Source organism: Microbacterium shaanxiense (assembly GCF_054779995.1).
Window position 1 is genome coordinate 710378 of sequence record NZ_BAAGXE010000002.1, and the last position, 13394, is coordinate 723771.

General features: G+C 66.0%; 13 protein-coding genes. 2 read left to right on the forward strand and 11 right to left on the reverse strand.

Translation table 11 applies throughout. From position 1 onward, the window contains the following. Nucleotides 1-10: 10 nt before the first annotated feature. Genes ACYVG2_RS08310 through ACYVG2_RS08325 form a run of 4 tightly spaced genes read right to left on the reverse strand, consistent with a single transcriptional unit; the run spans nt 11 to nt 3335 of the window. Nucleotides 11-1132 (reverse strand): zinc-binding dehydrogenase, encoded by a 1122-nt coding sequence (locus ACYVG2_RS08310; RefSeq protein ID WP_460780532.1) that lies wholly within the window; start codon nt 1130-1132, stop codon nt 11-13. Between the two features lie 50 nt (nt 1133-1182). Continuing rightward, complete coding sequence (locus ACYVG2_RS08315; protein ID WP_460780533.1) at nt 1183-1425, reverse strand: hypothetical protein; 243 nt, start codon at nt 1423-1425, stop codon at nt 1183-1185. Nucleotides 1426-1456: 31 nt separating this feature from the next. Continuing rightward, the gene (locus tag ACYVG2_RS08320; RefSeq protein WP_460780534.1) at nt 1457-2008 is read right to left on the reverse strand and encodes a UGSC family (seleno)protein; all 552 of its coding nucleotides are present in this window, start codon (nt 2006-2008) and stop codon (nt 1457-1459) included. Between the two features lie 46 nt (nt 2009-2054). Next, on the reverse strand, nt 2055-3335 hold the full coding sequence (locus ACYVG2_RS08325) for a multidrug effflux MFS transporter (protein WP_460780535.1): 1281 nt from the start codon (nt 3333-3335) through the stop codon (nt 2055-2057). A gap of 119 nt (nt 3336-3454) precedes the next feature. On the opposite strand from ACYVG2_RS08325, the gene ACYVG2_RS08330 reads away from it, so the two are divergent. Both ACYVG2_RS08330 and ACYVG2_RS08335 read left to right on the forward strand, forming a co-directional pair. After that, nucleotides 3455-5158, forward strand: a complete 1704-nt coding sequence (locus ACYVG2_RS08330) for a dihydroxy-acid dehydratase domain-containing protein (protein WP_460780536.1) — start codon at nt 3455-3457, stop codon at nt 5156-5158. Continuing rightward, nucleotides 5155-6537 carry an FAD-dependent oxidoreductase gene (locus ACYVG2_RS08335; protein ID WP_460780537.1) on the forward strand — a complete coding sequence of 461 codons (1383 nt, stop codon included), beginning with the start codon at nt 5155-5157 and terminating at the stop codon, nt 6535-6537. Before ACYVG2_RS08330 ends, ACYVG2_RS08335 begins: the two co-directional genes overlap by 4 nt. A 51-nt stretch (nt 6538-6588) precedes the next feature. Here the strand turns inward: ACYVG2_RS08335 and ACYVG2_RS08340 are convergent, their stop codons facing one another. The 7 genes from ACYVG2_RS08340 to ACYVG2_RS08370 all read right to left on the reverse strand — a co-directional run bounded on the left by ACYVG2_RS08340 (nt 6589) and on the right by ACYVG2_RS08370 (nt 13302). After that, a complete protein-coding gene (locus tag ACYVG2_RS08340; protein ID WP_460780538.1) occupies nt 6589-7422 on the reverse strand; it encodes an IclR family transcriptional regulator domain-containing protein in 834 nt (277 codons plus the stop codon). Nucleotides 7423-7533: 111 nt separating this feature from the next. Continuing rightward, nucleotides 7534-8331 (reverse strand): ABC transporter permease, encoded by a 798-nt coding sequence (locus tag ACYVG2_RS08345; protein ID WP_448966503.1) that lies wholly within the window; start codon nt 8329-8331, stop codon nt 7534-7536. Next, entirely contained in the window at nt 8331-9164 is an 834-nt protein-coding gene (locus tag ACYVG2_RS08350) for an ABC transporter ATP-binding protein (RefSeq protein WP_460780539.1), read from the reverse strand. Before ACYVG2_RS08350 ends, ACYVG2_RS08345 begins: the two co-directional genes overlap by 1 nt. An 85-nt stretch (nt 9165-9249) precedes the next feature. Beyond that, a complete protein-coding gene (locus ACYVG2_RS08355; protein WP_448966501.1) occupies nt 9250-10350 on the reverse strand; it encodes an ABC transporter substrate-binding protein in 1101 nt (366 codons plus the stop codon). Nucleotides 10351-10483: 133 nt separating this feature from the next. Next, a complete protein-coding gene (locus ACYVG2_RS08360; protein ID WP_448966500.1) occupies nt 10484-10891 on the reverse strand; it encodes an aconitase X swivel domain-containing protein in 408 nt (135 codons plus the stop codon). Beyond that, a complete protein-coding gene (locus ACYVG2_RS08365) occupies nt 10888-12168 on the reverse strand; it encodes an aconitase X (RefSeq protein ID WP_448966499.1) in 1281 nt (426 codons plus the stop codon). Before ACYVG2_RS08365 ends, ACYVG2_RS08360 begins: the two co-directional genes overlap by 4 nt. Before the next feature lie 30 nt (nt 12169-12198). Next, nucleotides 12199-13302, reverse strand: coding sequence for a hypothetical protein (locus ACYVG2_RS08370; protein ID WP_460780540.1), 1104 nt, complete (start codon nt 13300-13302; stop codon nt 12199-12201). Between the last annotated feature and the right edge of the window lie 92 nt (nt 13303-13394).

Genomic DNA, 13394 nt, shown 5'->3' on the forward strand with positions numbered 1-13394 from the left:
GATGATGTGATCAGTCCATGACGACGACGGCGCGGCCGGTGATCTCGCCGAGCGCGAGAGCCCGGTAGGCGGCATCCGCGTCATCGAGTGCGTAGTGCCGGGTGACGAGTCCTTCGGCATCGAAGTGCCCGTCGACCGCCAACTGGACCACGGCAGGCAGATCCACGCGAGTGCGCGCGCCGAACGATCCGGTCACCGTGTAGCCGCGCCGCACGAGCGGTGTGATCTCGACCTCGGCGGTCGCGGTGCCAGCGGCGATCCCGATCGCGATCATGCGTCCGCCGTCGGCGAGGATCTCGATCGCTTGACGGAAGGTCGCCGGGTGCCCGAGGGCCTCGAACGAGACGTCGACACCGCGTCCGCCGGTCAGCGCGCGGACCTCTGCTCTCACGTCTGCGCTGCGCGAGTTCACGGTATGGGTCGCACCGAGCCGGAGGGCCGCATCGAGCTTCTCGTCCGATACGTCGATGGCGATGATCGGTTCGGCACCGGCGGCCTTGGCGATCTGCAGCACCCCGCTGCCGACGCCGCCCACGGCGGTGATCGCAACCGACTCGCCGCGCTCGACGTGCCCGGCGCGGTGGACGGCGCCGTACGACGTGAATGCGGCGCAACCGAGGATCGCGGATGACACCGGGTCAAGTCCGTCGGCAAGTCTGGTGAGTGCCGAGATGGGCACCACGGAGTATTCAGCCAAGCCGCCCATGGAGTACATGGCCAGGAACGAGCCGTCGGGGAGGGCGAGCCGGCTGGTGCCGTCATAGAGGGTTCCGCGGAGGCGATTCTGGCCGAAGAAGTTCGCGCAGAGATCGTCGCGACCGCGCGTGCATTCAGCGCATTCGGTGCAGGGCATGATGAAGGCGCCCACGACTGCATCGCCCGCACTCAGACCATGCGTGTCAGCGGTGCCGTCACCGAACGACACCACGGTGCCGCTGATCTCGTGGCCCAGGACCGCCGGGCGCGGAAAAGCGACTTCGGCTTTGATCACGTGAAGATCGGTGTGACAGACACCGCAGGCGGTCACCTTCACGAGTGCCTCGCCTGCCTGAGGGGTCGGTACTGCGATCCGCACGATCTCGAGTTCGGGGCGATCAGATCGCAGGACAGCGGCCCTCATCGTCGTGGGCAACGCAGACTTCTCGTCCGTGTGCACGTCAGCACGTCTCCAGCTCGTTGCGCCTAGTGGCTCCCGGGGAGTTCGACGTGGTCGAGTTCGTAGCCTGTCGGGTCGAGCGCCTTCGCCATGATGCTGGTCATGACCGGCAGGGGCACGAGGCAGTCCTCGCACGCGCCGTCGCTCGCGTCGATCTTGACGACGACCTTGTCGCCGCCGACCTCCGACCAGGTGAGCAGGTAGCCATCCGTCTCCATCATCTCGCGAAACGAAGCGAGGGCGTTGTCCACGGATACGGTCGTACTCATGATGATCTCCTTGGTTCTCGGATGCCTGTAGTCAGACGATCTCGGTGACGCCGAGGATGCGCAGAGCATCCGGCACGGCTTGATCGGCTCGTCCGCGGATGTGCTCCACGTCCAGGCTCGCGACGGGGTGCTGCACCATGACGAACTGGAATCCTGGGAAGCCCTGCACGTCGGCCATCGCCTGCCCCGACATCGCGAACGAGTCGGACGTGATGCTCACGGCCGGTACACCGGCGCGCTCGAACAGGATGCCGTCGGCCACCGTCGCCGCGCTGCAGGAACCGCAGTCGCCGACGGCGGTGATGACGATGTCGACCTCGGAGACGATCTGCCGGAAGAGTTCGTCCTTGACGGGCGTGCCGAAGTAGTCCTTGACGTAGTGCTTGATCTCACCGATGCCGTAGTCGCGCTTGAGATCGGCCGCGATCTCGTCGAGCAGCAGCGTCGAGTTCGGTTTCGTGTTGTCGAGCAGGCCGACGGTGAGGCCCTTCAGCGTCACCGGGCGCGGGGAGAGAGTGCTGTCGTTCACGCCTTCGGCTGCGCCGGTCGGGTCGAGAAGCGCTTCGCGAATCGAAGTGGTCATCCGGTTCCTCCGTGTGTCGCCGCGATCCGTCGTGGACCGCCGACTTCTACAATGCCCCGCCGCCGGCGGGCGCAGCAGGAGGGTTTTCATCTAGCGGAAGACCGCGCGGAGCGCGACCTTCGTGGAACCGGGCGAACCGGCTCGCAGCGAAGCTCAGCACGAAGCACGTGAGCATCCCGATCGTCATCGGCAGAGCCGTATTCGGCCCGGCGAACCCTCCGACCGGGCCAGCGAGCGCGCCGAAGGCGAACTGGATGCACCCCATCAGGGCGGCGCCGGATCCCGCCGCGAACGGCGTGCGGCCCAGGGCGAGGGTCGTCGCGTTCGCCATCACACCGGCCACACCCGTGCAGCCCACGGCGATCAGCGCCACGTACACCGGCACGTTGAGGGCACCGAAGGCTGTCACGACGACGAGCAGCGCGGCCGGCACCGTCGCCACAGTGAGATCGATGAGCAGCATCCGTCGCGGGCCGTACCGCACCGATAGCGGGGCGTTGATCCACCCTCCGGCAAGAACAGCGAGCCCGTAGGCCAGGAACATGAGCCAGAAGCCCCATACATCGACACCGAGCACATCCTGTGCGACGAACGAAGAGGCGTTCACATAGATCGTGAGACCCGCGAAGATGAACGCCATCGTCAAGAAGAATCCGACGTACACAGGGTCGCGCAGCAGACGCCCGTACACGGCTGCCATACCGACGGCGCTGAACGGCGCGCGCCGGGCCGGCGGAAGGCTCTCGGGAACGCCGATGATCGCCAGCAGGAGAAAGGCGGCGCTTGCGACGACAGTGCCGACGAGTATCGCGCGCCAGCCGGAGACCTGCAGCAGTACGGTGCCCGAGAGCGAGGCGATCAGCGGTCCCACTGCGAGCGTGCCCATGAGCAGACTGTAGGCGCGCGAGACCTGCGGTCCGACGCCGATATCGGAGACGATCGCCCGCACCACCACGACGCCGGCTGCGGCGCCGAGTCCCTGGAGCACTCTGCTCGCGATCAACATCTCGAGGGTCGGAGCGAGAGCCGCGAGGATGCTTGCCACCGTGAGCACGGTGAACGCGATCAACACGACGCGACGTCTGCCCAGGCTGTCGGAGAGAGCGCCGACGATGAGCTGGCCGACGGCGACGCCGAGAAAGAACGCGGTGAGGGTGAGCTGAATGCCGATGATGTTCGTCCGGAGGTCGTCGGCCATGACCCCCAGCGCCGGCAGATACATGCTCGCAACGATCGGGTTGAGCGTCATGAGCACGCAGAGCACCACGAGGAGCCCGGGCGTGAGCCGAGGACCTCCAACGCCGTCAAAACGCCCGTTCGACCTCACCGCACCTCCTCCGTCACGCCGTCATGTGTACGCATTGCGACATTACGCCCGCACTGCGTACACTGGTGATCTTCGCACCGATCCGACTGTTTCGGATGAATCTTTGCGACGAGAGGACAATGATGCCCACACTCCGCAGTAACCTTCCGCCGTCTTCAGCGCTCGCGATCGCGCGCCGAGCGCACTACACGGCGCTCGGTATTCCGAAAGAGGACTGGGAGAAACCCAAGGTCGCGATCGTCAACACGTCATCGGAACTCGCCGCGTGCTTCTCGCATCTCGACGACGTCGCCGCGCGTCTCAAGGGCGACCTGCGCGAGGCCGGTCTGCTGCCGTTCGAGATCCGCACGACAGCGCCGAGCGACTTCGTGACGAGTGCAGGACGTGCGGGCAGGTACATCCTGCCGAGCCGCGATCTGATAGTCGACGACATCGAAGCCGCTGTCGAAGGCGCGAAGCTGGACGCGATGATCTGCCTGTCGTCCTGCGACAAGACGACGCCTGCGCATCTCATGGCTGCGGGGCGCCTCGACATCCCCACGATCATCGTGCCGTGCGGTTACCAGCACTCCGGACTCGCCGAAGGCCGTGAGGCCGACATCGAAGAGATCTTCCTGCACGCCTCGAAGGCCGCAGTCACTGGAGAGCCGACCGATGCGCTCGAGCTGCTGGCCGAAGACGCGATCCTCGGACCCGGTGTGTGCGCGGGTCTCGCAACCGCCAACTCGATGCACATCCTCGCCGAGGCGCTCGGCATGGCGATGCCAGGATCTGCTCCCGTGCGAGCACTGAGCGACTCCATGTGGGACACCGTGCGGCGCTCCGCTCATGCGCTCGCCGCACTGATCGAGAACGACGTGCGCCCGCGGCAGATCATCACCGACGAATCGGTGCGCAATGCTGCTCGCGCGATGCTCGCCATCGGCGGCTCGATGAACACGATCAAGCATCTGCAGGCGATCGCGATCGAATCCGGCCTCGACGTCGACGTGTGGGAGATGTACCGGACCCTTGGCCGCGAGACCCCGCTGCTGTGCTCGGTGCGACCCAACGGGCCTCGCCTCACGGAGGAGTTCGAGGACGCCGGAGGCGGTGCCACGATCATCCGCGAGCTGCTTCCTCTGCTCGATGGTGCACAGCTCACTGTCTCGGGGGCGACCATCGCCGAGAACTCTGAGCTCGCGGCGCCCGCCGACGGCGACGTCATCCGTTCGATCGATGACCCGTTCGGCACCGATCCGGCGATCAGCGTGCTCAAGGGCACGCTGGCGCCGGGCGGTGCTGTCGCGAAACGACCGGTTCCCGATCCGGGACCGCATGTCTTCCGAGGACCTGCTCGCGTCTTCGGTACGCGCGAGGAGGCGATCGAAGGCATCTCCACCGGACGGCTGCGCGAGGGCGACGTCGCCGTGATTCGCGGCATCGGCGTCACCGGCGCACCCGGGCTCGGGCTGACCTCGGCGTTCATCTTCGCGCTCCACGCGCGCGGACTCGCCCACAGCGTCGCACTCGTGACCGACGGACAGTTCTCCGGCCTCGTCAATCAGGGCATGACCGTCGGCGAGGTCTCTCCCGAGGCTGCGAGCCCTGGTTCACCGCTGGGACGGGTGCGTGACGATGATCTGATTGAGATCGACGTCAAGCGCGGTGCCGTCGATCTGCTGGTCCCCGAGGCCGAGCTCGCCGCCAGACCGGACTACGTCCCGCCCGCAGATCGCGACACGGGAGGCGGATACCTCGACCAGTACGAGGCGCTCGTCCAGCCTCTCTCGTGCGGCGCCGTCCTCTGCGCCCGCCCGTGCCCTTCGAAGGAGCTCGCATGAACAACAGTGCCACCGAGCGGTCGCAGACCATTCACGAGCCCGCTCGTGACATCCCCGTCATCGGCGAGTACGAGGTCGTCGTCGTCGGCGGCGGCCCGGCCGGTCTCATGGCCGCGACCGCCGCGTCTCGGGCCGGACGCTCGACTCTGCTCATCGAGAAGTACGGCTTCCTCGGCGGCGCCGGCACGATGGGCGGCCTCGCGACCTTCTGCGGGATGCACGCTCGCGCGTACGGCACCGACTTCCAGTCGGTGCACGGCTACGCGGACGAGCTGCTTGATCGGATGCGGGTCATGGACGGCCTGAACGACGTGCATCTCTCGGTCGACGATCGCATCCAGGCCCTCTCGTACGACATCTCCGCGCTCAAGATCGCCGCCGACGAACTCGTCGTGGCCGGGGGAGCCGAACTGCTCTTCCACACGTCGGTCGTCGACGTGTCCATGCGCGACGAGCGCACGATCGATGCGGTCATCGTCGAGTCCAAGTCGGGACGCGGTGCCGTGCGCGGCCGCTTCTTCATCGACGGCTCAGGAGACGGCGACATCGCGGCATGGTCTGGTGCGCCGTTCGAAGTGAGTGAGCACCTCATGTACCCGTCGCTCATGTTCCGGATCAATGGAGTCCATCCCGCCGAAGCGGGCGAGGCGTGGAGGACAGTCCGCCGTCTCATGGAGGAGGCCGAGGCCGCCGGTACGCACTCCTTCCCGCGGAAGAAGCCGATCGTGCGCCCGCAGCGCAACCCGCTCGAGTGGCGCTCGAACCTCACGCAGCTCTCCAACGAAGACGGCTCAGCCGTCGACGGCACCGACGTGCACCAGCTGACGCGGGGAGAGCTCCAGGGGCGTCAGCAGGTGAAGGACACCTTCGCCTTCATCAAGCAGGTCACTCCCGGGTTCCAGGACTCCTATGTGGTCGATATCGCGCCGTCGATCGGCATCCGTGAGACCCGGCGCATCGTCGGCTCCTATCAACTCACGCAGGAAGACGTGCTCGAATGCCGCGACTTCGATGACACTATCGGCGTCAACGGGTGGCCTGTCGAAGCCCACGTCGTCGGCGACGTCGCATTCAAGTTCGCCCCCGTGGACTCGCGAGGGTTCAACCAGCTTCCGTATCGGATGCTGGTGCCACAGGTCGTCGGTAATCTTCTCGTCGCCGGACGCGCAGCGTCGATGACGCAGGGCGGTCAGTCCTCGGGCCGCGTGACCGGCCCGTGCTTCGTGATGGGGCAGGCCGCCGGCACAGCGGCCGACCTCGCGCTCGCGGGCGACGGCACGGGTTCGGGCGTGGACGTCGCGACGCTACAGACGCGTCTTGAGGCCGCGGGGTCGTACCTGGGAACCAGGCTTCCTGACGCGATCACCGTCCCCGCGTGATCGCTGCCCCGGCCTGAGCACCGTCCCGGCCCTGGCGCCGGGGCGGTGGCTTCACCTTTCGCGCGCGCGGAACAGCTGCGGGTTGGCGTTGCGGTAGGCGCTCGCGATCTCGGTGGCCGCTGAGAGCAGCAGCGGCAAGACGACGTCGCGCAGGCTTTCGGTGGTCTCGCGCACGGTCGTCGACGACACGCCGAGTCCGCCGACAGCACGGTCGTCGACGACGATCGGCACTGCGACGGCGACCCTGCCCGGGAGCAGCTCTTCGATCGAGATGTCGTATCCGCGGGCGCGCACGACGTCTGTGCGCGCCCGCAGCCCTGGCACATCCGTCACTGTCGCGGGCGTGAGCGTCTCGAACGTGTGCTCGCTGAGCAGCGCATCGAGCTCGGTGTCCGACAGCTGAGCGAGAAGCACCTTCCCGATCGCCGTCGCATGCGCAGGAAGGCGCTGACCGATACGCACCGAATCGGGTAGGGGGCGCCGGTCTTCGACGCGCGCGATGTGGATGACATCCGCTCCGTCGAGCACGCCGATGCTGCACGTCTCCCCGGTGCGCTTGACGACGTCGAGCATGTAGCCGTAAGAGATCTCGGGCAACGATGACGACGCGAAATAGCCGGAGCCGAGCTCCAGGATGCGAGGAGTCAGGCTCCACAGCCCGCCTGCCGACTCCGCGTAGCCGAGGTGAGCGAACGTCAGCATGATGCGGCGCACCACCGGGCGCGCGAGATCCACCCGCGCCGCGATCTCGGCGACGCTCAACGACCCGTGCCGATCGTTGAAAGCGCGCAGCACCTCCACACCGCGTTCGATGCTCTGAATCCGATCGCGCGACCTGTCGTCCGGCATATCCCACCCGTTTCCTGTCGGACGCTCTGCGTCCAACAGGACCATTCTAGAGATATGCGGTTCCCAACCCGCGCGACGCGAGGACGCGCGACCTGACGAGGGAGGCTCACTCATGAACGGGCCTCCGAATGTCTGTCCGAGGTCCGATCACGCCATCGTTTCGCGCAGTCCGTAGACGGACTCGTGCCACGGGATGAAGAACCGCTTCAACTCGTTGACGACGAGGTAGAGGACGAGACCGAGGAGCGACAGCCAGAGGATGAGCGCGAAGGTGAGTGCCGCGTCGAGTTGGTTCATGCTCGACACGACGAGGAACCCGAGACCCTGGCTGCCCGCGATGTACTCGCCGACGATCGCACCCGTCGTCGCCAGCACGATGCCGACCTCCATGCCGGCGAACAGGTAGGGCTGAACGCTGCGCATCTCGAGCTGGAGAAGGGTCTGCCACCGCGTCGCGTTCAGGCTCTTCATCACCTCGCGCTGTCCCTGTTCGACCGAACGCACGCCCAGGAGCATGTTGAGCATGATGGGGAAGAACGCCAGCAGTGCAGAGAGCCAGATCTTCGACGTTATGCCGAAGCCGAACCAGATCACGAACAGCGGGATGAACGCGACTTTCGGCGCCACCTGAGTGATCACGATGAGAGGGCGCACACTCGCTTCGAGCCATGGCAGCTTGCCGAGCAGGACGCCGACGACGACGCCGGTCACCACGGCGATCGCGAAGCCGATCAGGATCTCGGAGAGCGTGGTGAGGGTGTGGGACCAGATGTCGGGTGCGACGAACAGCCCCATGAACTTCTCGCCCACCGCTCCCGGAGGCGGGAACAGGAACGGGTTCACCTGTCCGATGGAGACGACGAGCTGCCAGATGACGACGATCGCCACGACGAGCACGGGCGTCACGACCCAGGGCAGGACACGCATGACCTTCTGGCGGCTCATCAGTTCTCCTCGTCAATGTCGTGGCGGAGGTTCCGCACGATGTCGTTGAACTCCGGCGTCGTCATGGAGTTGACCGTGCGCGGTTTCGGCTCCACGACGGGTAGGACCTGGCGTACTCGGCCAGGTCGTGGCGTCATGTGCACGACGCGGTCGGCGAGGAACACGGCCTCGGGTATGTCATGGGTGACGAAGACGACCGTCGACGTCGTCTCGAGGACGATGCGCTGCAGCTCGAGGTTCATCCGCTCGCGGGTGAGAGCATCCAGTGCGCCGAACGGCTCGTCCATCAGGAGCAGGTCCGGCTCGGTCGAGAGCGAGCGCGCGATCGCCGCGCGCTGGCGCATCCCGCCGGAGAGCTCGCGGGGGTACGACTTCTCGAAACCGCCGAGACCGACGAGGTCTGCGAGTTCGGAGGCCCGCGCCCGACGATCTCGCTTGCTTGCGCCGCGCAGCTTCATAGGGAGAGCGATGTTGTCGAGCACCGAGAGCCAGGGGAACAGGTTGCTCTCCTGGAAGACGAAGCCGAGCTTCGTGATGGCCGACTCGTCGACCGTCGTGCCCCGCCACAGGTTGTTGCCGTCGACCTCGATCGTTCCAGAAGTGGGAGCGAGCAGGCCGCCGATCATCCGCAGCAGCGTCGTCTTGCCGCATCCCGACCTTCCGATCAGTGCGACGAACTCACCGCGCTGGATGCTCAGGTCGACGCCCGAGACGGCGTGGGTGGTGCCGGACCGGGTGATGAAGTCGCGTCCGAGGCCCTGGATGTTCAGTCGGGGAACGGCGTCCGTCGCGCCCGTGATGGGTGCGGGTGGTGTCGGAGTCTGGGTGCTCATGGTGGGCATCGTCGCCTCTCGGTGTCAGGGAGAGGGTGTGGCCCCGCTGCATGCGCGGGGCCACACCCGGGGGATGGGTACGAGGTCAGTCGGTCGGAAGCAGGTCGCTCGTGATCCAGGCCGACGGATCACCGCCGCCTTCGAGCAGATCACCCTTGACGTACGCGTCGTAGATCTCGGTCCAGTAGTCGTCATCGTTCTCGAGCAGGCCGACGGCTTCTGTCGAATCGATCCATGTCTCGGTCGTGTACGTCTCGAGGGCCTGAACCGCGATGGCATCGTCCTTCAAGGCTGCGAAGTCCCAGTCGCCGCTGTCGCGCAGCGTGGTCAGGACGTTCGCGAAGTCGTTCTCCCGATCATCGATGAGCTCCTGGGTCGCTTCCTTGATCGCAGCGAGGAAGCGTTCGATGTCCTCGACCTGGTCGGGGTCCTCGAGGTTCGACTTCGTCGTGATCCAGACCTGACGCTCCGGAGCATCGACCAGACCCGCGGGGCTCGACACGGCATCCTCGTTCTGCTCGACGATGCCGATCGATGTGTCGAGGCTGACGACGTAGCCGTCGAGCTGGCCCTGCTTCACCAGCTCGTAGGTGGCTGATGTCACCGGCACTGCCTGACGGGTCACGGAATCGCGCGGCACATCCGCGTCGTCGAGGGCGAAGTTGAGCATCTTCTCGCTCGTGCCGCCGACGGAACCGAGGCCGATCACCTTGCCCTCCATGTCCGCTGCGGACTCGATCGGGTTCTCCTTGGTCGAGATGACGCGCAGATTGCTGCGGTAGGCCATGGTGCCGATGCCGACGATGGGCTGACCGGATTCCATCCCCGGCATGACGTCGACAGTGCTGACCCGGGTGATCGGCGTGGCGCCGCCCAGCAGGGTCTGGATGGCCGCAGAAGTGCCCTGCACCGGCTGCAGTTGCACGTCGAGACCGTGCTTCTCGAAGATTCCTGCCGAGTACGCGTACATCTCGGGTGTGAAGGTGAACGACTGGAGCGGGAGGAACGAGACCACGACGATCTTGTCGAGATCGGCCGGCGTGTCCTCGTCGCCGGCTGCGGAAGTGCCGCTGTCTGCACCTGCGCAGCCAGCGAGCGCAAGCGATGCCGCGATGAGCACGGCGGTCGCAGCGCGAAGGCGCGAGCGGGAAGACCAGGGGCTGTGTTTCTGCGCTGCTATGGGCATTTTCGACTCCTGTGTCGGATCGTCCTGTCCGCAACTCTGCGGTCGGTTGGATCAGTCTGCCGACCATGATTCGCGAAGGAAACAGGTCTTTTTACTGGATGAAATCAGTCGGCGAAACTGATGACCGCGCAAATCATTGAAGCACTGTTATGACGCCGCTGTTCCCGTCGACACGCAGCAGATCCCCGGTGCGAATCACGTCGAGCGGATTCGGGGCGGCCTCCACGACAGTGGGGACTCGCGTGACTATCGCCCCCAGCACGGCTTTGGTCGTGATGACGTTGAAGACCATCGCGGCAGGGGCGGTGCCCATGAGGCGTGTCGACTGGAAGAAGCCCGACCAACCCGACGAGCCTTTCGCTCCAGGGAACACCAGGACCTTGCCGGTGAAGCACACGCCGAACAGCTCATGCCGCGGCTCGATCACGGTGCCGGTCGCGACATCGATCCCACCGAATCCCGAGATCGGGTCGTGTGTGACGAGCGCTTCCGCCTCGACGACACCGGGCACGATTCCGCGGCCGCGCAGCTCCACCGTCACGCGAGCTCCCCGCGCCACCGGCCGGTGACAGCTGCATCCACGCACTCGTCGAGCGTGCCGAACCACGCCTCGATTCCGAGGATCGCCGGCAGGTAGTGCGCTTGCTTTGCTGAGTCGGTCGCGAACACGCGGGTGCCGGGAGGTGCCGCACGCGACATCGCCGGGCACGAGTCGGTCAGGACCTTGCCGCCGGCGCGTGTGATCGTCTGCGTGTATCCATTGCGGTCCGCCATCGTGCGAAGAGCCCGCGGAGTCATGACCCAGAGCTCGGTGCCTTCGTGAAGACGCCGTCCCTCGAGCAGATGGGCGACCTGCGCGATCTGGTCGAGCGAGGCGTGCGGGCAGCCGAGCAGGATGAAGTCCACGTCATCGCTGTCACCCTGGGCGTTCAGAGTCTCGTACGCCCAGCGTCGCTCGGCATCGCCGTAGCGGATCGCCTCCGGAACCGTGCCTCCACCGAACGCGGCCTCGAGCGTGGGAGCTTCAGGAGTGATTCCCGGGATGTGGTAGATCTCGACTCCGCCGGATGTCGCGGTCGCGGCTCCGAAGTGCTTGAGGTCGGCGAGGTCGGGCTGAGCCAGTGAGCCGACGATCGCCGGCCGAGCTTCTTGCACGACTTCACCGACGTAGTAGCCCAGCAGACCCCACTCCTGGAAGGTGTCTATGCTCGTGTCGGCCTGGAGAAGGTGAGTCGCATACCGGTTCTCGGTGAGGTGATTCCCCCAGTACGGGATCTTGCCCGTGAGCGCAGCGGCCCCCGTGGACGCGCCGCCTTCGCAGTTGGTCCGCGCACCGAGAACCGAGTTGGCGTAGACGACGGCCGAGGACTCCATCCACGCGACGTGTTCGCCGCGCACCGGGAGATTGCCCACCTGGTAGGGAGTGCACGTGGCCAGGACGTTGACCCCGCGCTCCGAATAGTAGGACTCCGCGTCGGTCTGCAGTTCGATCGACTGCTTCGGATAGCTCGTCAGCCCGTCCGCGTCTTCCGCGAACCCGTGCTGCAGCTGGCACGTGGGCACTTTCATGCGCGGGATCTCGAAGTCATCGTCGCTGTCGAGATTGATGACGGCATAGGCCTTGGCCCAGCCCTTCTCGCGCACCAGCTGAGCCTTCGCCGGCGAAGGCTGCGTCATCGTTCCCGCGACATTGCGCGTGTTCACGAGGCGCTCTGCTCCGAGTGCGTCGCCATAGCGGATGAGCAGGTCCATCGCGGCCGCGACCGCGTCGCCCTCTGCGCCATCGCGCATCGAGCTCTCCTCTTCAGTGAGCTTCATCGCCACTCCTCGAGTCGTGTCGCGGGCCTGCTACGCCTCGATCTTGGTGGATGAGAACGGGATCGCACGAGGCGGGTTGAGCGTGAACACCTCGACGACGGCCGAGACTCCGGCGTTGTCGGCACCCGCGACGATGATCTGCACGTTCGTGGGATGGCTGAGCAACCGCACCCGATCCGGGGTGTCTGTGCCGCTCGCCGTGTCCGATGTCGAGTCGGGGTGGTCGGCAGGCAGGCGCCAACGAGTCTTGTTGGACAGTGCTTCTTTGCCCACCCGCGCCAGGTCTTCGCGATCGCGGACGGCGTTCTCGAAGATGTATGCACGCAGATCGTCCTTGCTCCAACCGGCGTTCGCGAACATCGCCGCGTGCTCGGGCACGAGCACGAGCAACGTCGACGTGTACTCGTGGATGAGTGCGCCGGTACGACAGATCGTGTCGACGAAGTCGAGGGCGAGTTGCTCGGGAATCATCGTGTGACGTGCCTCGATGTGAACGACTGAGCGGATGACGAACATCGTCGCAACGTTGTCATCGGCGCCGAATCCATGCTCGACGGCGAAGGACGGCCATGGGCTCTGCTCTTCGTTCTCGCCTACGACCGCGGTGTACTTGGAGGGGTTGCCCTGCGTGGCCTGGTCGAGTCCGTGCGGGTTGAGACCGAACACGTTGATGAGGCCGAGGCGGACGGCTCGCCCGATCGTGGCGTTCGATCGGAAACCCGAGCCGAAGATGTTGCCGCGGCTGTTGATGTCCAGTTCGCCTCGGACAGGACCGTTGACGACGAGGAACGGTGCTGTACCGGTCGTCGACTGCCAGATGCCGCGCGCGGGGTGCGGCTCTTTCGCGACGGACTCCCACGCGGCGACCACGACGGGAAAGTACTCCGGTCTGCATCCGGCGAGCGCAGCGTTGAGTGCGGCGAGGCGCACGGTGATGCTGCGGTTGAGGTGTGCGACGGTGAACAGCACCTCGTTCGGGTCGCGAGTGACGGTTGCGAGGAACTCCGCGAGATAGGACTCCGTCACGGGCACGACGGGCAGCCCATCGGTCCACTCGTTCTCCCAGTAGTAGTCGAGCGCCTTGCGGATCTCGTCCGAATCGACTTCGTGCGTGCTGGACACCGTGACAGACATGCGTGCAACTCCTTCGTATTCGCGGGGACCCACCCTGCGAGGTGCAAGCAATCTCGCATACGCCCGGTCGGGCCGTCCGTCCCGGTTTCACT

What these genes read in the sequence shown, in the direction of transcription:
- ACYVG2_RS08315 (WP_460780533.1), bottom strand. Translation starts at nt 1,425, where the DNA reads ATGAGTACGACCGTATCCGTGGACAACGCCCTCGCTTCGTTTCGCGAG.
- ACYVG2_RS08320 (WP_460780534.1), bottom strand. Translation starts at nt 2,008, where the DNA reads ATGACCACTTCGATTCGCGAAGCGCTTCTCGACCCGACCGGCGCAGCC.
- ACYVG2_RS08330 (WP_460780536.1), top strand. Translation starts at nt 3,455, where the DNA reads ATGATGCCCACACTCCGCAGTAACCTTCCGCCGTCTTCAGCGCTCGCG.
- ACYVG2_RS08335 (WP_460780537.1), top strand. Translation starts at nt 5,155, where the DNA reads ATGAACAACAGTGCCACCGAGCGGTCGCAGACCATTCACGAGCCCGCT.
- ACYVG2_RS08345 (WP_448966503.1), bottom strand. Translation starts at nt 8,331, where the DNA reads ATGAGCCGCCAGAAGGTCATGCGTGTCCTGCCCTGGGTCGTGACGCCC.
- ACYVG2_RS08350 (WP_460780539.1), bottom strand. Translation starts at nt 9,164, where the DNA reads ATGAGCACCCAGACTCCGACACCACCCGCACCCATCACGGGCGCGACG.
- ACYVG2_RS08355 (WP_448966501.1), bottom strand. Translation starts at nt 10,350, where the DNA reads ATGCCCATAGCAGCGCAGAAACACAGCCCCTGGTCTTCCCGCTCGCGC.
- ACYVG2_RS08365 (WP_448966499.1), bottom strand. Translation starts at nt 12,168, where the DNA reads ATGAAGCTCACTGAAGAGGAGAGCTCGATGCGCGATGGCGCAGAGGGC.
- ACYVG2_RS08370 (WP_460780540.1), bottom strand. Translation starts at nt 13,302, where the DNA reads ATGTCTGTCACGGTGTCCAGCACGCACGAAGTCGATTCGGACGAGATC.